19 protein-coding genes and 1 riboswitch are annotated in these 17840 nt (G+C 68.4%); of the genes, 12 read left to right on the forward strand and 7 right to left on the reverse strand.

The genetic code is table 11. From position 1 onward, the window contains the following. Positions 1 to 227 precede the first annotated feature (227 nt). From C1A33_RS34460 to C1A33_RS00455, 9 genes are all read left to right on the forward strand, one after another. Positions 228 to 554 carry a hypothetical protein gene (locus tag C1A33_RS34460; RefSeq protein WP_165818165.1) on the forward strand — a complete coding sequence of 109 codons (327 nt, stop codon included), beginning with the start codon at positions 228 to 230 and terminating at the stop codon, positions 552 to 554. A 103-nt stretch (positions 555 to 657) separates the two neighbouring features. Continuing rightward, positions 658 to 1938 (forward strand): amidohydrolase family protein, encoded by a 1281-nt coding sequence (locus C1A33_RS00425; RefSeq protein WP_165818166.1) that lies wholly within the window; start codon positions 658 to 660, stop codon positions 1936 to 1938. Further along, the gene (locus C1A33_RS33970) at positions 1938 to 2132 is read left to right on the forward strand and encodes a hypothetical protein (protein ID WP_133150520.1); all 195 of its coding nucleotides are present in this window, start codon (positions 1938 to 1940) and stop codon (positions 2130 to 2132) included. The genes C1A33_RS00425 and C1A33_RS33970 overlap by 1 nt, the downstream gene beginning before the upstream one ends. 556 nt (positions 2133 to 2688) lie before the next feature. Then, complete coding sequence (locus C1A33_RS00430) at positions 2689 to 3156, forward strand: cupin domain-containing protein (protein WP_133150521.1); 468 nt, start codon at positions 2689 to 2691, stop codon at positions 3154 to 3156. 64 nt (positions 3157 to 3220) lie between these two features. Beyond that, the gene (locus C1A33_RS00435) at positions 3221 to 4414 is read left to right on the forward strand and encodes a cytochrome P450 (RefSeq protein ID WP_165818167.1); all 1194 of its coding nucleotides are present in this window, start codon (positions 3221 to 3223) and stop codon (positions 4412 to 4414) included. A gap of 30 nt (positions 4415 to 4444) precedes the next feature. Beyond that, a complete protein-coding gene (locus tag C1A33_RS00440; RefSeq protein ID WP_101829536.1) occupies positions 4445 to 4921 on the forward strand; it encodes a cupin domain-containing protein in 477 nt (158 codons plus the stop codon). 73 nt (positions 4922 to 4994) lie between these two features. Then, positions 4995 to 6383, forward strand: coding sequence for a cytochrome P450 (locus C1A33_RS00445; protein WP_243407042.1), 1389 nt, complete (start codon positions 4995 to 4997; stop codon positions 6381 to 6383). Positions 6384 to 6417: 34 nt separating this feature from the next. After that, positions 6418 to 7485, forward strand: coding sequence for an integrase core domain-containing protein (locus tag C1A33_RS00450; RefSeq protein ID WP_101829538.1), 1068 nt, complete (start codon positions 6418 to 6420; stop codon positions 7483 to 7485). Between the two features lie 103 nt (positions 7486 to 7588). After that, entirely contained in the window at positions 7589 to 8209 is a 621-nt protein-coding gene (locus C1A33_RS00455) for a tyrosine-type recombinase/integrase (RefSeq protein WP_243407034.1), read from the forward strand. A gap of 447 nt (positions 8210 to 8656) precedes the next feature. Here the strand turns inward: C1A33_RS00455 and C1A33_RS00465 are convergent, their stop codons facing one another. Beyond that, positions 8657 to 9670, reverse strand: coding sequence for a ferritin-like domain-containing protein (locus C1A33_RS00465; protein WP_133150522.1), 1014 nt, complete (start codon positions 9668 to 9670; stop codon positions 8657 to 8659). Between the two features lie 208 nt (positions 9671 to 9878). On the opposite strand from C1A33_RS00465, the gene C1A33_RS00470 reads away from it, so the two are divergent. Continuing rightward, positions 9879 to 10163, forward strand: a complete 285-nt coding sequence (locus C1A33_RS00470) for a hypothetical protein (protein ID WP_207770087.1) — start codon at positions 9879 to 9881, stop codon at positions 10161 to 10163. A gap of 2 nt (positions 10164 to 10165) precedes the next feature. On the opposite strand, the gene C1A33_RS00475 is transcribed toward C1A33_RS00470, so the two are convergent. The 3 genes from C1A33_RS00475 to C1A33_RS00485 all read right to left on the reverse strand — a co-directional run bounded on the left by C1A33_RS00475 (position 10166) and on the right by C1A33_RS00485 (position 12637). Continuing rightward, on the reverse strand, positions 10166 to 10909 hold the full coding sequence (locus C1A33_RS00475) for a hypothetical protein (RefSeq protein WP_133150523.1): 744 nt from the start codon (positions 10907 to 10909) through the stop codon (positions 10166 to 10168). Continuing rightward, on the reverse strand, positions 10807 to 11994 hold the full coding sequence (locus C1A33_RS00480) for a PLP-dependent cysteine synthase family protein (RefSeq protein WP_101829541.1): 1188 nt from the start codon (positions 11992 to 11994) through the stop codon (positions 10807 to 10809). Before C1A33_RS00480 ends, C1A33_RS00475 begins: the two co-directional genes overlap by 103 nt. Before the next feature lie 214 nt (positions 11995 to 12208). Next, positions 12209 to 12637 carry a hypothetical protein gene (locus C1A33_RS00485; RefSeq protein ID WP_133150524.1) on the reverse strand — a complete coding sequence of 143 codons (429 nt, stop codon included), beginning with the start codon at positions 12635 to 12637 and terminating at the stop codon, positions 12209 to 12211. A 473-nt stretch (positions 12638 to 13110) separates the two neighbouring features. Between C1A33_RS00485 and C1A33_RS34465 the strand changes: the two genes are divergently transcribed. After that, positions 13111 to 13272 (forward strand): hypothetical protein, encoded by a 162-nt coding sequence (locus tag C1A33_RS34465; protein ID WP_165818168.1) that lies wholly within the window; start codon positions 13111 to 13113, stop codon positions 13270 to 13272. A 270-nt stretch (positions 13273 to 13542) separates the two neighbouring features. Here the strand turns inward: C1A33_RS34465 and C1A33_RS00495 are convergent, their stop codons facing one another. From C1A33_RS00495 to C1A33_RS00505, 3 genes are all read right to left on the reverse strand, one after another. Further along, complete coding sequence (locus tag C1A33_RS00495; RefSeq protein ID WP_101829544.1) at positions 13543 to 14505, reverse strand: C40 family peptidase; 963 nt, start codon at positions 14503 to 14505, stop codon at positions 13543 to 13545. A 143-nt stretch (positions 14506 to 14648) separates the two neighbouring features. Then, positions 14649 to 14805, reverse strand: a riboswitch (cyclic di-AMP (ydaO/yuaA leader). Positions 14806 to 15037: 232 nt separating this feature from the next. Next, positions 15038 to 15964 (reverse strand): M56 family metallopeptidase, encoded by a 927-nt coding sequence (locus C1A33_RS00500; protein ID WP_101829545.1) that lies wholly within the window; start codon positions 15962 to 15964, stop codon positions 15038 to 15040. Beyond that, the gene (locus C1A33_RS00505; protein ID WP_480014300.1) at positions 15961 to 16350 is read right to left on the reverse strand and encodes a BlaI/MecI/CopY family transcriptional regulator; all 390 of its coding nucleotides are present in this window, start codon (positions 16348 to 16350) and stop codon (positions 15961 to 15963) included. The genes C1A33_RS00500 and C1A33_RS00505 overlap by 4 nt, the downstream gene beginning before the upstream one ends. Before the next feature lie 417 nt (positions 16351 to 16767). Between C1A33_RS00505 and C1A33_RS00510 the strand changes: the two genes are divergently transcribed. Continuing rightward, positions 16768 to 17733, forward strand: a complete 966-nt coding sequence (locus C1A33_RS00510; RefSeq protein ID WP_101829546.1) for a C40 family peptidase — start codon at positions 16768 to 16770, stop codon at positions 17731 to 17733. Positions 17734 to 17840: the final 107 nt, after the last annotated feature.

Here is a 17840-nt window from a genome sequence, read left to right on the forward strand (position 1 = left end):
TTAGACGATGAAGCGGAGGTAGACGATGAGCGCGGGCTCCCGCGTCGGGTCCGCGGCGTCGGCGTCGGACGCACCGCGTAAACGGTCTTCATGCCGTCCGGCGCGGAATAGACGAATCGCGGGAGCGGGACCTGGTCACATCCAGGTCGGCGGTACTTCTTGGCCTCGATGGGCTCGATTGATCAGCCAGGTCACCGCCGGCTCCAGCTCGATCGAAGGATGACGCTGTGCCAGTACAGATGCAACGAATGCGGATCGCGCCGGGGGCGCTGGAGGACGTCCGAGCATGGCTCAAGACCGCCGGAACCCCAGGTCTCATCGCGGCGCATCGCGAGCTCCGCTTATGGGTCGAGCATTGCTTCCTCGTGGAGGACGGCGCTCGGACCTACCTGTTCAACTACCTCGAACTCGACGAGCCGGAGACGCTTGGCGAGCGGGCGACTGCGATCACCGAGCCGGCTTTCGTGGAGCTGCGGGGGCGCTTCCGCGGCTGGTTCGACGAGGTGGTCATCTTCGCCCCAGACGCCTCGGTTGTGGCGACCGAGAGCGTTTGACGAGTGCTTGACGTCACACTGTGGCGAGTGTAACGTCCTCTGCATCCTGTGTCCAGGATTCCTGAATGGCCTCACGCCGAACGGACCCCTTGAGGAGCTAGCTGTGCCCAAGGCCCTTGTGCTCAGTTCAGACGGTCACGCCGCTCCGGAGCTAGCCGCGTACCGTCCGTATCTCTCGCCGGCCGTCCGCGGCGATCTCGACGATTTGATTGCGGCTTTTTCGCAGCGCGTAACCGTGAACTTCTTCGATTTTCTGGACCCCGAGGTGGCTGGTCCATATCGCAAGATGATGTACGACAGTGGGGTCATCGAGGGCAAGTGGAACGTCGAGCACCGGCTGGAGTCGCTCAGTAACGAGGGTATTCTCGGCGAGGTCATCTTCCCGGACGGCGCGCCGTTCGGCGCCGGCGGGCTCGGTTCGGCCCGTACGCGCTACCCACGCCACCTGGAGCTTGAGGGCGGCCGGGCGTACAACCGCTGGCTCGTCGACTACATCAGCGGCTACGAGAAGCGGTTCGCCGCGCAGGCGATCATCTCGCTGGTCGACATCGGTGAGGCCGTCAAGGATGTGTACTGGGCGGCTGAGCAGGGTTTCAAAGGCATTGTCATGCCGGGCATGGACGACGACCTGCCCATGTTCTGGGCGGACCGCTACGAGCCTTTCTGGGCCGCGTGCGCCGAGACCGGCCTGGTGCTGAACTTCCACGGCGGCATCGGGCAGCCGACATACGGCGGCGCCAAGCTGGATGGCGTCCCGGACTGCGTGCGCATGCGCGTCTCGGTCTTCGAGTTTCCCTGGTTCGCGCACCGCCCACTCTGGTTCATGGTCTGGAGCGGCGTCCTGGAGCGGCACCCCAGCCTGCGACTGGTCTTCACCGAGCAGCACAGCGACTGGCTCGTGGCGACCGTGGCGCAGATGGACCACTCCTGGCTGCACGGAACGATGGAGCGCTCGATCCGCGACATCGTCCCGCACCCGCCGAGCTACTACACCGACCGTCAGGTCTTCCTTGGCTCCTCCATCCTCTCCGCCGGCGAGGTGTTCAACCGGAACCAGATCGGTGTCGACCGCATGATGTTCGGCGCCGACTTCCCGCATCCCGAGGGCACCTACGGCTCGACCCTCGGATATCTGAGGACGTGTGTCGGCCGCTCGGACATGACCGTCCAGGAGGCGACCGCGTTCCTCGGCGGCAACGCCTCTCGGATCTTCGGATTCGACCCGGTCGCGCTGGACCCGGTGGTGCAGAGGCACGGCCTCGAGCTCGACGACATCATGACCCCGCCGTCCGAGGAGGAAGCTGGCGACCTGATGCGCCGCGACGCCTTCCGTCCGGTGTCCTCCCTGACGTACGCGCCGGTCGCGCTGAATCCCATCGGCTGATGGCCAACCCGGCCGCGGTGACGGCCGTCCAGCACGCGCTCGACGTCGCCGGCCTGGCCCTGGAGCAGATCTCGACGTTCGACCTGTACAGCTGTTTCCCGGCCGCGGTTTCGTCCCGCGGCGGCCGGCGGTGCTACGTGAGGACTATGAACACGTTCTCGTCCGTCGTGACGGGCATGTGCTCGAGGTCATGATCAACCGGCCGCAGGCACGCAACGCGGCCTGAGCTGGGCCTGGCTCGCGCGCAGCGCGAACCCACCGGTGTCGCACTACTCGGCCGTACGCGGGCTGAGCCGGCTCAACCTCGTGTTCGACTGACCTTGCTGCGCCCCCTGGCCCCCGCCCGCGCGGGGCACTCGACCCGTCAGGGGGGTCCGGTTGACCTCGACAACTGGGGGACTTAGAATTCTCGGCGACAAGAATCCAGGATTCTGAATGAGCCAATTCTGGACGGGGCCGGTTGGTCCTCGGTGACCGATGATCCAGGAGTGGGAGTTCCTGGGGACCGGTGATCCGAAGATCGGTGATGGGCATGCTCGCCGAGTGGCTTGTACGACGGGGCGCGACATGCTGCCACCTTCCGAGATGGCGCAACGACGCCGGGACGCTGGTGCGGCATCGGAATGGTACGCCCGAATCGGCCGAAAACGATGATTTCGTGCCTCTGCTCATCTGGTGCGATGGGTCTTCCCGGCCCTGCAGACCGGTCCGACCACGCCTGCTACGACGATCGGAATCGAGGTACCGGACATGGAAGGGGCCTCCCAACAGCAGCGGTCCACCAACCTGAAGCTGAGCGCCGGACCCGTGACCAGGCCCGACCGGATGGCGTTCTTCGACATAGCCGGGTCGGCCGAGACGAACGTGCCGTCCCGGTTCGATGACACGCCCAGCGGCACCTACGTCCAGGCGCTGGTCAACCCGCCTGGGGGCGAGGGGCTCAGCCTGCTGGGGGTGCGCTACGCGCCCAACTCGGAGGTCGCCCGGCACAAGCACGACGTGCCGCAGATCGTCCTCGTGCTCGAGGGCGAGATCAGGCAGGGGCGCCGGGTGTTCGGGCCCGGAAGCGGCTACTACACGCCGCCGAACGTGCCGTACAAGATCACTGTCGGGCCGGAGGGTGCCCGGCTGCTGGAGTTCCGGGCGACGCCGCTGACGTTCCAGACACTGTGGCTCGACGGCTCCGAACATGACACCACCACCCGGGACGGGTCCTGACACCAACCGGAGCGCCTGCGTCGGCGGTCCGATCGGGACGATGAGAGGTCATGGATTGGAACACGTGAGCAACCGGGACCGACTGGTCGAGCATCTTCAGAAGCCGGGAGAGGACATCGAGCCGCGCTACGCGCGGTGGGCCGAGGAACGGCGGCGGTGCCCCGTTGCGAAGACGTCGCCCGCCGAGGGCTCAGGCCCGGAGACCTATGTCGTCTACAGCAACGCCGGCGTGCGGCAGGTCATGGGCGACGACCGGTGCTTCACGAAGCCGGGGCCCAGCTGGCGGACCACACGCACCCTGCTGTCGATGAACGGCGAGGAGCACCGGGTCCATCGGGCGCTTGTCGCGGACCCGTTCACCGTCCAGGGCGTGGCCCGGTTTGAGAAGACGCTCATCGTTCCGCTGATCCACGACCTGGTCGACAAGTTCGTCAGCCGCGGGGAGGCTGACCTCGTCCTCGACTTTACGAGTCACTACCCGTTTCATGTGATCCGCAGGATCATCGGCATCGATGAGTCCGAACACGACGAGTTCATCGGGCTCGCGTTCCCCGTGAACGGGCTGAACCGGGGCTGGGAAGATCACATCAAGGAGTTTCTCCTCCCACGGATCCACGCGGCGCGGGCCAACCCGAAGGACGATGTGCTCGGCCTGCTCGCCCGTTCTGAACTCGACGGCCGGCCGCTCACCGACGAGGACTTCCTCGAGTATCTGCTGCTGCTCATCCCCGCCGGGGCGGACACGACGGTGGCCGGGTCGAGCAACATGTTCGCGGGCCTGCTCCTGCATCCGGAACAGCTCGAGCTTGTCCGGCGCGACCGCGGGCTGGTCAACCGCGCCGTGAACGAGGCGCTGCGCTGGCAGAACCCCGCGGCGACGACGTTCCTGCGGCGGTCCCTGTGCCCGGTCGAGGTGGAGGGCGTGGCGATGCCCGAGAACACGTTGATCCGCGCCCATGTCTCCGCGCATAACCGGGACGAGACGGTCTACGCCGAGCCCGACCGGTACGACGTGACCCGAGAGCGGGCGCCGGCCGGGGTGTTCGGCTACGGGCCGCACATCTGCCTGGGCATGCATCTCGCCCGGGCCGAGATGCGGGTCGCGTTGAACGTCGCCCTCGACCGGCTGCCCCATCTGCGGCTGGACCCGTCCGCCCCGCGTCCGTTCGTCCGGCCCGCCTCCGGTCCGGACACCGGCGGCGATGGCTCCCTCGCGGCGGTGAACAGCCTTCCCGTGCTGTTCGATCCGCCCGCGTGACGTGTCCGGTTGACAGGGAGAGGAAGGCTCATGGCCGACGCGGCTGAGACCGGCGACGGTCTGGTACGCAGCAACGACAAGCTCTGCTCGTCGATGGCGGAGCGCGGGCTTCATCTGTTCGACGTCGCGAACACGCCGTTTGAACCTGCCCGTCGACGGCCGACCAGCACGGGCACCGAGGAGGAGCACCGCAAGCAGTCCGCCGGCGTCGAGCACAAGTGGCTGATCTTCCCGGAGCCCGATGAGGACCGGCCGCCGGTGGTGATCATAAAGTTCCCGCCGGGCTATCGATTTCCCTGTCACTGGCACAGCGAGGGCGAGTTCGTGGTCGTGCTCAAGGGATCGATGACGATCGGTGACCAGAAGGTCGGCCCCGGTGGAATGGCGTGGACAGACGCCCGGACGATCTACGGCGCGGAGTCCGCGGGCCCGGAGGGTGTCGAGTTCCTGCTCTTCCGCCGGGCATTCGCCACGACCACGGTCGTCGAGGGCGAGCCGGGTGACTGAGGTCCCGCGACCGTGGCGTTCGGCGTCCTGAAAGCGGATGACGATCTTCTGGTGGCGCTGACCTGGAGTGGACATGGATCGCATAGCGCTTGGCGATGCCAAGACGCAGTTCGAGTCCCGTTGCCCGGCTTTCCTTGCGGACCCGGCGCCGGCCCTGCACAGCCTCAGGACGGCGAGCCCGGTCTACTTCAGCGACGCGCTCGGTGCCTGGGTCGTCAGCCGCGCGGCCGACGTGACCGAGGTGCTTCGGGACCGGCGGAACTTCACCAGCGTGGGAAGCATGACCTCGCGCCTGCAGCTGGAGCCCGATGTCATCGCGGAGGTGGGTGAGGATCGAGCGGGCCTCCGAAACTTCCTGGCGAACACGGATGCTCCCCGCCACACACGGCTACGCTCGGCGGTCGCGCGGGGGCTCACGCCGCGGGCCGTCGCCCGACTCGAAGGAGTCGCCACCGCCTCGGCGCGGTCGTTGGCACTCCGAATGAGGGAGTCGATACGCGCCGCCGGGCCGCGCGGGGTCGACCTCAAGACGAGCTTCGCCAGCCCGCTCGCCGGGCCGGTGATGGGAGAGCTGATCGGGCTTCCGGGCGACGACCTCGAGCTGGTCACCCAGTGGGTGGGCGACTGGTTCAGCCTCTACCGGTACCGGTTGACCCGCGAGGAGCAGCTCGCCTGCGCCCGAAACCTGCGCGCCTACGACTCGTATGTCACCGCGCTGGTGCAGCGATACGAACGCGAACCCGGCGACAACCTGATCTCGGACGTTCTCCGTGGCGTGACGGAGGGGCAGTACGAGCTGAGCCACCGGGAAATCGTCGACATCGTCGCGAACGTGATCGTGGGCGGCCTGCATACGACGGCCTCGGCCGTGGCGGCGGTTACGCTGCGACTACTGTCCACATCGGGAGCCTGGGCCGACCTGGTGACCGATCCGACCGGAGTCGAGCCGGCGATCGAGGAGTGCCTGCGGCTCGAAGGCGTCTCTTTCGCCGCAGTCCGCACCGTCACGAGACCTGTGCGGATCGGCGGTGTGCTGTTGCGCCCGGGCGAAAAAGTGCACGCTGTCTCTCGTGCCGCCGACCTCGATCCGGCGAAATTCCAGGAGCCGGACGAGTACCGGCCCTCGCGAGAGAACGTGCGCCGGCATCTCGTCTACGGCAACGGGCCGCACACCTGTATTGGAGCGCCGCTGGCTCGGGTGGAGCTGCGGTGCGCCCTGCATGAGCTCGTCACGGTGTTGCCGGGGCTGGAGCTTGTCGAACTCGGCGGCGTTCACGAGTACCTCGCTTCGCCCAACCACCGGCAGCTGCGCGAGCTGCGAGTGACAGTACGTTCGCCGAATTCCGCTCCGCCGCCGCCCGGTCCTTCTCATGCCCGAGGTGCTCGGTCATCTCCTCCTGCAACGCCGTTGCCAACACCTGTGGGGTGTCAGAAGTCGGCTTGGGCCCGTGAGCTGGGGTGATGCGACGGTGCGGCAGCCGGCATGATGGTCAGTCATGTTCGTACGCCTGCTCTATCTGATCTTCGTGCGGGTGTGTGGCTGGTTGGTTCTCCTCGGCCGTTCGTCGGCGTCCAAGGACATCGAGCTGCTGGTGCTGCGGCATGAGGTCGCGGTGCTGCGCCGTACCCAGCCCAAGCCGCGGTGGGACTGGGCGGACCGGGCGGTGCTCGCCGCACTGATCCGACTCCTGCCCAGAGCGCTGCGAGCGCACCGGCTGGTCACCCCGGGGACCGTCCTTCGGTGGCACCGCCGTCTGATCACACGGAAATGGACCTCCTCGCGGCGGATGGGTCGGCCACCGGTCGGCACGGAGATCGTGACCCTCATCGAGCGGCTCGCGACCGAGAACACGACGTGGGGCTACCCGCGGATCCGGGGCGAGCCCCTCAAGCTCGGTCACCGGGTCAGCGCCTCCACGATCCGCCGGGTCCTGACGTCCCTCGGGCTGCCCCCGGCTCCGCAACGGCAGACCGACACGACGTGGCGACAGTTCCTGCGCACGCAGGCGTCGACGATGCTGGCCGTGGACTTCTTCCACGTGGACTGCGCGGTGACACTACGGCGTCTGTACTGCTTCTTCGTCATCGAGGTCGGCTCCCGCACCGTCCACATCCTCGGGGTCACCGCCCACCCCGACGGACCGTGGACCACCCAACAAGCCCGGAACCTCCTCATGGACCTCAGTGACCGGACTGCCGACTTCCAGTTCCTGGTCCGTGACCGGGCCGGCCAGTTCACCGCGTCGTTCGACGCGGTCCTCGCCGACGCCGGCATCACCGCGATCAAGATCCCGCCCCGGGCTCCGCGAGCGAACGCCTACGCGGAACGGTTCGTCCGCACGGTCCGGACCGAGGTCACCGACCGGATGCTGATCTTCGGCGAGCGGCACCTGCGCACCGTTCTGGCCGAGTACGCACAGCACTACAACGGACGACGACCCCACCGCGGTTGTGGCCTTCAACCACCACGGCCCGACCACCCTGTCGCAGACCTGACCAAGGAACGGATCAAGCGCCGACCCGTCCTCGGTGGCCTGATCAACGAATACGAACGAGCCGCCTAAAACCCCAGGTCAAGGCCGGTGGCCGCGTTCTGACACCCCACAGTCCGGGATCGGCGGGGCGGGCGCGGCCAGCGGTCTGGACGCGGGCACGGCGACCGCGTTCATGGTGGCTTGGACGCGGGACCGCAACAGGTGGTCGGCGAAGGCGATGGTGACGTCGCTGCGGGCGTTCCTGCGGTTCGCGCACGCGACGGGGCGGACGGCGGTCCCGTTGGCGGGGGCGGTTCCCGCGGTCGCGTCGTGGCGGATGTCGGCTCTGCCCCGCGGCCTGAAGGCCGCGGAGGTCGAGCGGCTGTTGGCCGGCTGTGACCGGGACACGGCAGTGGGTCTGCGGGACTACGCGGTCCTGTCGCTGCCGGCCCGGCTCGGCCTGCGGGGCGCCGAGGCCGCCGGGCTGCGGCTCGGCGACATCGACTGGCGGGCCGGCGAGATCGCTGTCACCGGTAAGGGCAGCCGGACCGAGCGGCTCCCGCTACCGGCCCCGGCAGGGGAGGCACTCGCCGCCTGGCTGGAGCAGGGGCGGCCGACGTGCGAGTCGCGGTCGGTGTTCGTGACGGTCCGGCGGCCCTACCGGCCGCTGACACCGGAGTCGGTCCGGGCCGTCATGGGCAGAGCCTGCGAGCGGGGGGTTCTCCTCGGCGAGGCGGAGGATCAGGTGGCGGATCTCCGCGGAGGTGGAGGGTCGGCCGGGTGGCCGGTGTGGTCGGGTCCAGTGACGAGGTAGATCAGCCGATCCGCCATGGCCACGATAATCCACGTGGTGGTGTCCCGGTCAAGAGCGCTTGTAGTCGGTAGGGGTACAGGTGTCCGATCGCCTCCGGGGGAAGGCCTATCGATCATTGGGTGAGACAGCGAAGGTCGCGGTGACCCCGGCCGGAAGTCCGCTGACGCTCAGGTCGACCGGGGCGCCGTCCAGGTAGCGGCTCGCGTTGAAGGTGATGACGGTCCTCGTGTGGTCGCCGGGCGGATCGCCGTGGCGGTTACGCTGAGGTGCATCGTGTAGGTCGTCGCGTCATGTCCTCCCACCTTGCGCCGGCGTGCGCCCCGGCAGGCACGACTCACCTGGCACCGTCTCGAGGTCGTGAGCCGGACGTGCCGCCACCGTGCCGAGGCGGCAGCCGTGCCCAGGCATGGGGCGACCGGGGGACGTCGGACGCGGCGGCCTGCTGCGTCAGGCACCCATCGGGTCGCCGTTCGCGGGCAGGGTGAAGGGGGGAGTGGTGCCGGTCGTGATCAGGGTGAGGCCGGCCTGCTTCAGGGTGAACATCCGGCCGATGGCGGCGTCGATCGACGAACCGCTGGTCCAGCATGCTTCCAGCTCGTTCATCACGGTCGTGAACTCGTCGATGAACGCCTGCTGGTCCGGGTCGTGGGCGGGGTCCGGCGCGAAGGCGTGGGCGTCCGGCAGCGCGATCGCGTCGCCCGAATATGCGAATCCGGCGCCCACGGGGACGAGTTTTCTCCCATAGTAGATCTCGGCGAACGAGTAGTAATGCGCGAAGCTGCCGGGATCGAACGCTCCATCGTCCGGTGACGTGCTGCTGCCCTCGCCCTGCGTGGTGATTTCGCTGACGGCGCGCAGTGCATCTGCGACCGCGTTGACGGCGAAAAGCCCGTCGGCGTCGACAGTGGTGACAACCTGGTTCGGGGACGGATCCCGCGGGAGCGAGCCGGTGGGAAACACGGCGGTGAAGCCGGCGGCGATCGCCTCGTAGAACTGCCCGATCGCTGGCGCGGTGGGCGCCAGCGGGGGCGGTGGCGTCGGCGGCTGCGGCACCACCGGACCCGACTCCGGGTACTCGATGGACATGAACGTCCGCAGCGCACCCGCGCCGAGGGGAGCCAGCGTGACGACAAGGCCGGGGTGCACGCCGCCGGGCAGACCGGTGATCGGATAGGCGGGAACCAGCTCCGGCGTCGCGATCTCGCCCTTGAGCGAGCCGCCGGTGGCGGTGTACATGTTACAGACGAGACCGAAATGAAGCATCTCCTGCGCCGCCACACCGCCGATGATGCTGCCGACACTGTCGCGATCCGTGCCGTCGACGATGGACCACTGAGCGCACAGGTACGGGGGAATGGTCGAGAATTCCAGGGCGATCGCGGTGCGCAGCGATGCCTGCAGCTCCTCGAGGGTGTTGATGCCGTTCTCGACCGTCTCGCGGATCATTCGCCGGAAGGACACAAGGCTTCCTCTCCGTGAGCATGGGGGGCTCCGCCGTCGTGCGCTGCCAGATTAGCGGCGGTCTCGGCCGGCGTTCGCGCAATTGGGGAATGCGCTGTTTTTCCGCGCCACGGCGAATGGCGGTTATGTCCGCTATCTTCCGTCATTCCTCGAGCGTGGCACTGCTCAGCCCCGAAGGCCCTTCGGCCACGGCGAGCGGGACCGGTGGATGCTCGGCCTTGCCGGCAAGGTGCTGGTCGTCGACGAGGTCCACGCCTACGACGCCTACATGCAGATGCTCCTCGCCCGGCTGCTGACCTGGCTCGGAGCCCTCGACGTCCCGGTCGTCCTGCTGTCGGCCACCCTGCCTGGCTCGGTCGCCCGCCGGCTGGTCCGCGCCTACCTGACCGGCGCAGGTCATCGCAACATCGACCCGGCGCCGGTCACCTACCCGGGCTGGCCGCCGAGGACCTGCCCGGCTGTCTCGGGATTGACAGGCTCCGGGACGCGGTAGGGCTACCGACGCGCCCCGGAGGCCATACGCTTCCGCCTCGGGGTGCGGAACGCAGACCTGGCGGCCTGACGGTCCGCCTGTGCCAGCCTTGCATTACGAAGGTAGGCCGCGAGTTCCGGGGGCAGGAGTGCGTCCTCCTCGTCCGGAGTGAGGAGCTCGCCCAGCGGATGATCCAGCCGCTCCTCGTCGATCCAAAAGGTGTTGCGCAACTTCGGCCGATCGAAGTCGTGGCCGCGCCACTCGCGGCGCACCGTCAGGAGGCCGGCATCCGTCAGCTCCGTCGTGGCCCGGGTCCAGGTTGCCGCCGACAGGCCATAGCGGTTCTTGTCGTGTCCACTAATCCACGGCGGGTCGTCCTCGTCATACCCGCCCTGGAGATCCAGAAGGACGAGCAGGAGCGCCACACCTGTAGCAGACAGGGTGGTGATCCACTCCCATATCCAGAACCCGACTGGCAGGCTCACGTAGCGGTTGCCAAAGGCCGGTCCGCTCCGGTCGCGGTACCGGCCGCCGTCGCCAGCCGGGCTTAGGAGCGTCACGGTCGGCTTGCCATCGGAGTGGCGTTCCAGCTCGATGAGGCGCGCGGCCCGCAGCCAGTCCAGAGCATCGTTGATCCGACGGGTACCGGCCTTGTCTGGATCGCTCAGTCCCAGGGCCCTGGCCCACGACCAGGGGTGGACGCCGCAGATGTCGTACGGATCGCGGGTGGCAAGCAGGGCCAGGCACAGATAGAGCTTGAGTCGCACCTCGCCCTCGCGCACCGGGTCCACCGGTCAACAGCCCGTTCGGACGGATGCTCAAGATGGTCGGGATCTTGGGCGGGCACCACACCCAACAGTCCGTGTTCGGCACAGAATCCGTCGTCGTAGACGGTGCTCCAATATCGCTGTGGACCGTCGGGAAAGATTGCCACGATGCGGGTGTCGTTCGGTTCGCGCCGCGCCAACCAGGAGGCCACCAGGGCGACCGCTCCGACGCTCCATCCACCACTGGCGAATCGTGCTGCCGCCAGCCGCCGGCATGCCCACGCCGCCTCGCCGGGCGCCAACCAGTGGACCTCGCTGAACTCCTGATAGGCGACGTTACGCGGAAAGATACTGCTCCCAAGACCCCGCATGAGCCGCGGTCCGTCTGGCTGCCCGAAGATCGTTGAACTGATCGTGTCGACTCCCACGAGGCGCAGATCCGGAAACATCTCGCGCAACACGCGCGACACCCCGGCGCTGTGACCTCCCGTGCCGACGCTGCACACCAGCACGTCCACCCAGCCGACCTGCTGTGCCACCTCTCGTGCCAGGCCTTCATAGGCCGCCACGTTGTCCGGGTTGTGGTACTGGTCTGGGCAGTACGCGCCGGAATGCTCGCCGAGCAGTGCCTGGACCCGGTCCCGCCGGGCCTGCTGCCAGCCCCCGGTCGGATGAGGCCGGTCGACGATCTCTAGTCGAGTGCCGTAGGCGGTCAGCAGGCGGTGCATGAGCGGTTCCAGGCCCGGATCGGTCACCAGGATGATCGGGTGGCCGTAGACGATTCCTGCCAGGGCCAAGCCGAGCCCCAGCGTGCCGCTGGTCGACTCGACTACCGCGCGGCCAGGAGCGAGTTCACCGCGTTCTCGGGCACAAGCCACCATGTGCAGGGCAGGCCGGTCCTTAATACCACCCGGATTGTGGCCCTCCAAATTCGCCCAGAACCCGCCAGCGCTACCGAAACAGACGTCGGGAATCCAAAGAACTGGCGTGTCGCCGACCACGCTCGCTGGGGAGTCCGCCATCGGCGGCGTACCAAGCGACTGACCCGGGATCGGGGGGATACGTGCAACAACGGTTTTCCGCATAGCGGATATCCTTCACAAGTAAGACCATCGCGAGATGATGGAATACCGAACGCATTCGTCGGTCGCGGTCCACATTTTCGCGCCCCCGTCAGAGGGCTGCGACGAGGAGCCGGCGCGGGGTCGGCAGGCCACCTGCTCAACTTCGGCGGCGGCGACCACGCGGGTCACAGCACGGAGGGGCGATCAGACGTTCGCACTCAAAGCGAGGCGAGTATCAGGTCCGCAGCACACACAGCTGTGCCAGCTGGCACGGGAGGCGGTCAGGAGCAACCGTCTGGAGTCGGGCGCGGGGACGGCCTGAAACGAACAAGACCAGGGCGGACAGCAGGAAGGCGGCTGCAGTCAACGCGAACACCGAACCCACAGCGGGGATCAAACCCGTGGCGCCCAAGAGAACCAGATCGGCGATCCGGTCGGGGCAATGAAATCCGCCATCATGATGGCTCTCTGTGCCCACCGCGGATGAAGCATGATGGTGTTCTCCCACGCTCACGAGGCTGGCGCCGCCCAGCGCCTCAAAGCCGCGCTCCGAGTGCTCCGCAGACCCGCACAGCGACGCCGAGAGTAGCATGCTCGCGAGCGCCGCGAGCAGGACAAGAGCCGTGGCGGTTCGCCATCCCAGCATCCTGTCGCGACTGGCCATCACAGCGTAAGGCTATCTCACCGAGAGAGAACGGCTAGCACTGTCAGGCCACCGGGCCCGGCCTGACCGCAAAGGCCACAGTTGTCGCCGCCTCAGAAGAGGTAGTCTAGACGTGGATAGCCTCCCCGGAGCTCGTCCAATGCATGGAAAACGTAGGCACCTGTGCACCTTCGCCACCGGCGCCGATTACCAATATAACTACTTTTCCTGAAAGTGGTAGACAGGCCATCGATGCCACCGGAAAGGGACAGCCATCAGCGCGAGTCGGCGGACCTGCTGCGGGTGGCCGCCCGTCGCGCACAGCCTGCCCGGTAGGATGGTGAGCGGGCCGAATGGATAGTGGTCGTCTTGGCTGAAGTAGAGTTCGCTCAGCGGCCTTCCGCCGGTGCCAGCTGGGATGTCCGGCCGCGCCGCGCCTCCTCGAAACGATCACAGTCCGGGTCGGTGGCGAACACCTCCTGAGTCGGCCGCTGGTGCAGGTCGAAGCGGCCGGCTTTCAGCTCGAACGGCGCGAACGGTGCAAGCGCGGAATCGTCAAACGGCTGGTGGCCCGCAAGCCGCAGGCGGACCAGGCCAACCCGACGGCCGTGCCGACTACCGACCTCGACGCCGACGCCGACGCCGACGCCGAATGATGCGGGAGGTGGATCAGTACCTGTCTGCCGATCGTGTGCGGCGTCAGCGCCCCCGATTCGGCGATCGGTGAGGAAGAAGAAGCGCCTCACGTCACGGTGCACGGGTGGGCCGTGGCACGGCCACCGCGATTCCCCCTCGACACGCTGCTGTGCAGCTTCTCGTGAGGATCACGCGGTGGCCGTCTCACGTCACCGACCGGAATTCCGGCGAGTTGTCAGACGATCACGATCATAAACAGGGCGGTGAACTCCACGCGGCGTCCGGCCGTGTTACTGGTGGACGCGGCCTACGGAGTAGGACGACGTCCAGATTTTCTCAAGTTTCACCACGTCGCCGGACTTCGGTGCCACCCACATCTTCCCTCCGCCCGCATAGATTCCTTCATGATAAATGCCGCCGGGTGCACCGAAGAAAATAAGATCCCCGGGCTGTTCGGATCCCTGGGCGATGCGGGTGGTCGCTGCGTACTGCTGATCGGTGGTGCGGGGAAGTGTCTTGCCAAGTTGCCGGTAGATGTACTGCACCAGACCGGAGCAGTCGAAGCTGCTGGGCCCGGTCGCACCCCACACGTATGGTTTACCGGCCTGCAGCGACGCCAGATAGACTGCCTTCTCCCCGATACTCGTCGCCCCGGTGACGGCTCCGGCAGATGCGGGCTCGGGCTCGGGCTGGGGCAGGGCAACCGAGGTTCGCGTTGCGCCTCCGGACGTACGCGTTGGTGAGGTCGACGCCGCGGCCGGCTGCGGTTCGGGGCGAACCCGGACGATCGCTGGTCCGTATGTCGCGGCCCCGAACGAGTCGTTCCCGGTGAACAGGGCCCTGACGGACGTGGTGGTCAGGACCCTCGCGGTATAGCCGGCGTAGCCGCGCCCATCTGTCCGGAGAATCTTGAACGTCGTCCATCCCGTCGGGAACTGTGCCTGCACGAGGATGTCCTGGTTGGCCACCGCCCTGCCGGTGCCGTCAGTCAGCCGGAATCCGACATCGATCGGCTCCTCGGCGCCGACCGTCATGTCGGCGACGACGGGGGCGACTGTGGCCGACGCGCGTACGGTCGTGGTGGACGGAGTGGCCTGGCGCGGCACCAGCGCCGCCGGGGCCGCGGGGATGGTGGTCCTGCTTCCCACCGCGGCGCCGAGTGCGCCCGCGGCGGCGATCCTCGTCTCCCCGGTTTCCGGATCACCAGAGGAGTCCCCGTGGGTACTGGCCAGGGCGATGCCTGAGATCGCCATGGTGCCCGTCGTGATCGCGGCGACCGTCGCCCGGGCCGAGGTCCGTGCGAGCAGCGAACGGGCAGACGCGGAGGCGCGGTGTCGTCCCCGCCCTGATCCTGCGGGTTGGTCTTCGGAGGAGTAGATCTCGGCCGAATACACATGAGCCCTTTCCCGGGCGCCTACGAGGTGAGCTGTCGGGTTCGGGCGGGGAGCCCGGCCAGCACATCAAGGCAGCTGGCTTCACCCCAAGGACGCCTGCCGAGGCAGGACGCCCGGAGGAACGTGGTTCCCCCGCTCCTGTCCCGGCCGCGCGTGGAGGGGGCACCGGACCGGGGACAGGACTCGGCGTGCGGTCCGATGCTGCTAGGCGGAGACAAACTACCACTACACGGCATAGTAGACAGAAGTAGGCCGGGGTCGACGGGCGGGAGGGGTGACCACCTCGTGCCGGGACGGCCAGCCGGCCCGCTCTCCCCAGGAGGGATCATCTCGCCACCAGACGGGCGCGGAGCGTCGACCCACCGAGCCTGGTTCGGAGACCGTCGGGATCTCAGAGGCAGTGGTAGCCGAGGTCGCTCAGGGCGGGCATGGTGACGGCCGCGAGTGGTGTGAGGAGCAGCGCGGCGATCAGCAGCGCCCGCGCCGCGACGGCGGGGCCGCCAAGCGGCTCCCGCGCGGTGAGCAGGCGCAGGACCCGTTGGCGGACCGCGGTGCTTCCCATGCCCAGGGCGGACACGGGTGGGGCGGCGAGACGCAGGACGGCGTGGGCGACGGTGTGCCGGGGGCAGTGGCGGGTCGCGCCGTCGTCGGCGGCGAGTTCGACGAGCCGCCGCAGCTCGCCGGGCATGTCCTCGAAGAGGGGGACGGGCCCGAACGCGCGGTCGAGGATCGCGGCGCCGGTCAGGATGAGGTGGTGCCGGCCGCGCAGATGGGTCCGCTCGTGGGCGATCACCGCGTGGAGCTCGCCGGGCGGCAGGGCGTGCAGCGCTCCCGCGGTCAGGACGACGGTGGCGTCCCTTCCCGGCAGGCAGAACGCGCTGGGTTGGGGGTGGTCGAGGACGAAGACGTCCAGCGCCGGGTGGAAGCGGCCGACGAGGCGGATCTCGCGGCGGTGGCGGCGCCGCACCCGGCGCTGCAGGACAGTGACGGCTACGATGGCGTACCCGAGCCGCAGCGCCACGCCGAGGACGCCGGCGGCGCCCACCGCCTGCGGCACTGTCCAGGTGGGTACGGGCAGCTGATGGTCCGCCCAGTCGCACCACTGCACCAGCAGGACAAGCAGATCACCGAGAGCGTGAACGGGCACGACCAGCAGGAGCGGCGCGAGGATCACGGTAGCGACGGCGGATGCCGCCGCGGCGAGCCACATGCTGATCGCCAGCCGGGGCGCGCGGGACGTCCACGAGGCCGCGGACAGCGGGCGCGGGAGTCCGACCGTGACGAGCAGGGCGTAGGCGATCAGCCCGGTGGAAATCACGCCGGCGGCGTCCTCTCACTGCCCGGCGTCCGCTGGCTCTCGTGCCACTGCACGGCGCCGCGCAACGTCTCGTACTCCGCCGGGTTCATGGTCTCGACGAAGTGCAGCAGCGCCAGGCCCCGGTCCTCGGCCCCCGAGAGCACCTCGCTCATCATCCGGGCCGTGTACGCGCTGCGGCTCAGCGCCGGCTGATAGAGATACGACCTCCCCGACCGCTCCCGGGTCAGCCAGCCCTTGCGGTACAGCCGGTCCATCACGGTCATCACCGTCGTGTAGGCCAGCGGCCGGTCGAGCAGCCCCCGGACGTCCCGCACGGCCACCGGCTCCCGGGCCGACCACACCCGATCCATGATCTCGGCCTCCAGATCACCGAGCTGTTCCACCACGCCCGTTCCTCTCCCGTCCGCACGTCCCATCCCACCCGCACGGCAGCGATCCGCTACGCCGACGCCCGAGCCCGCACCAGAAAGCGCAATCCGCATCGCCTGCACGACCGCCGCGCCAATGCGCTCTCAGTCTCTGGCACCTGGCGATACCGCCTCGGCGAGGGGCATCGACCGACCCCACAACCTCACGGCCGGCGCTCGGGGGGCGCTCGATGCGCCACCCGCCCCGAGACCGCCTCGTCCCGAGCCGCCCATTCTCACCCGATCTGCTACATGACATAGTAGCTAGGGCCAGATGGGGCGAAGGAAGGATTTTCAGTGGATCGAACCGCGAGGAGCGGCCATCCAGCGCAGGACAGCACACTTGCACGGGAACTCAGCCCTCTGCGTCAGGCCGGTCGGTTCAGTCGGCGGGGGATGCGGCTCACGCCAGCGCAGCGCCGGGCCGCCACCGTCGCGATGATGACCACCGGCGGATTCGCCGCCGCGTCCACCGGGTTCGCCCTGGCCACCTCCGACAACGTTCCGGCCGTGCCCACCATGCCGGTCACCACGGCTGACCTGGTCACCGGCTCGCGCCCACCCGCCCCGCATCTCCAGGCTGCGCCCCTCGCCGGCGCGATCGCGGATCTGACGCCGGCGTCCGGCTTCACCGCCTTGTCCATCACTCCCGATCACCCCGCGATCAACCCGAACGCACCCGTGATCTTCACCGTGCGCGTGGTCGCCGCGGACGGACGAACGCCGCTCGCCGGGGAGACGGTGCGGATCGCCGTGGTCGACGGCCCGAAGTGGACCACCACCGCCCGGCTGCGGACCAACGGCGCGGGTGAGGCATACATCTCCGCCCGGCTGCTGTCGACCACCACCCTCACCGCCGTGTTCGACGGCTCCGACGCATTGCGCCCCTCGCTCGCCGACGCGACCACGGTCACCGTCACCGCTTCGAGCCCGCAGTCAGCCTCCGCCGACGCCGGCGGGGCAACCTCGATCGCGGGCACACCATCGGTGGTGACCGAAGTACCCGCGAGCGGGATCGGCGCGAAAGCCGTCTACCTCGCCTCGCTGCAAAAGGGAAAACCCTACGTCTGGGGGGCGGCGGGACCCTACGCCTTCGACTGCTCGGGCTACGCCCAGTACGTCTACCGGCAGCTCGGCCGGAATCTGCCACGTACCGCCCAGCAACAGTTCCAGGCCACGATCCGGATACCAAAATCCGGCAAGCAGCCCGGAGACCTGATCTTCTTCGGAACGCCGGGCAACATCACCCATATGGGGATCTACGCCGGCAACGGCTACATGTGGGCCGCGCCGCAGTCGGGGCGCACCATCAACCTGCAACCCATCTACTCCAGCACGTACTACGTCGGCCGGGTCAGTTGACACGCTTCGCCCGTCCACTGGTGACTGGCCCGGCGCCCCGAGCGCGGCAGCCACGGCGCGCTGCCCTGCGGAACGCAGCAGCGTTCTCTACGCCTACCCGACCGCAA

Origin of the sequence: Frankia canadensis, assembly GCF_900197875.1 — a bacterium.
Classification (GTDB): domain Bacteria; phylum Actinomycetota; class Actinomycetes; order Frankiales; family Frankiaceae; genus Frankia; species Frankia canadensis.

Coding starts and splice junctions, on each gene's coding strand:
- C1A33_RS33970 (WP_133150520.1), top strand. CDS start 1,938: ATGGCCAACCCGGCCGCGGTGACGGCCGTCCAGCACGCGCTCGACGTC.
- C1A33_RS00495 (WP_101829544.1), bottom strand. CDS start 14,505: ATGGCGATCTCAGGCATCGCCCTGGCCAGTACCCACGGGGACTCCTCT.
- C1A33_RS00430 (WP_133150521.1), top strand. CDS start 2,689: ATGGAAGGGGCCTCCCAACAGCAGCGGTCCACCAACCTGAAGCTGAGC.
- C1A33_RS00450 (WP_101829538.1), top strand. CDS start 6,418: ATGTTCGTACGCCTGCTCTATCTGATCTTCGTGCGGGTGTGTGGCTGG.
- C1A33_RS00470 (WP_207770087.1), top strand. CDS start 9,879: ATGCTCGGCCTTGCCGGCAAGGTGCTGGTCGTCGACGAGGTCCACGCC.
- C1A33_RS00510 (WP_101829546.1), top strand. CDS start 16,768: ATGCGGCTCACGCCAGCGCAGCGCCGGGCCGCCACCGTCGCGATGATG.
- C1A33_RS00440 (WP_101829536.1), top strand. CDS start 4,445: ATGGCCGACGCGGCTGAGACCGGCGACGGTCTGGTACGCAGCAACGAC.
- C1A33_RS00485 (WP_133150524.1), bottom strand. CDS start 12,637: ATGGCCAGTCGCGACAGGATGCTGGGATGGCGAACCGCCACGGCTCTT.
- C1A33_RS00455 (WP_243407034.1), top strand. CDS start 7,589: ATGGTGGCTTGGACGCGGGACCGCAACAGGTGGTCGGCGAAGGCGATG.
- C1A33_RS00480 (WP_101829541.1), bottom strand. CDS start 11,994: ATGCGGAAAACCGTTGTTGCACGTATCCCCCCGATCCCGGGTCAGTCG.
- C1A33_RS00445 (WP_243407042.1), top strand. CDS start 4,995: ATGGATCGCATAGCGCTTGGCGATGCCAAGACGCAGTTCGAGTCCCGT.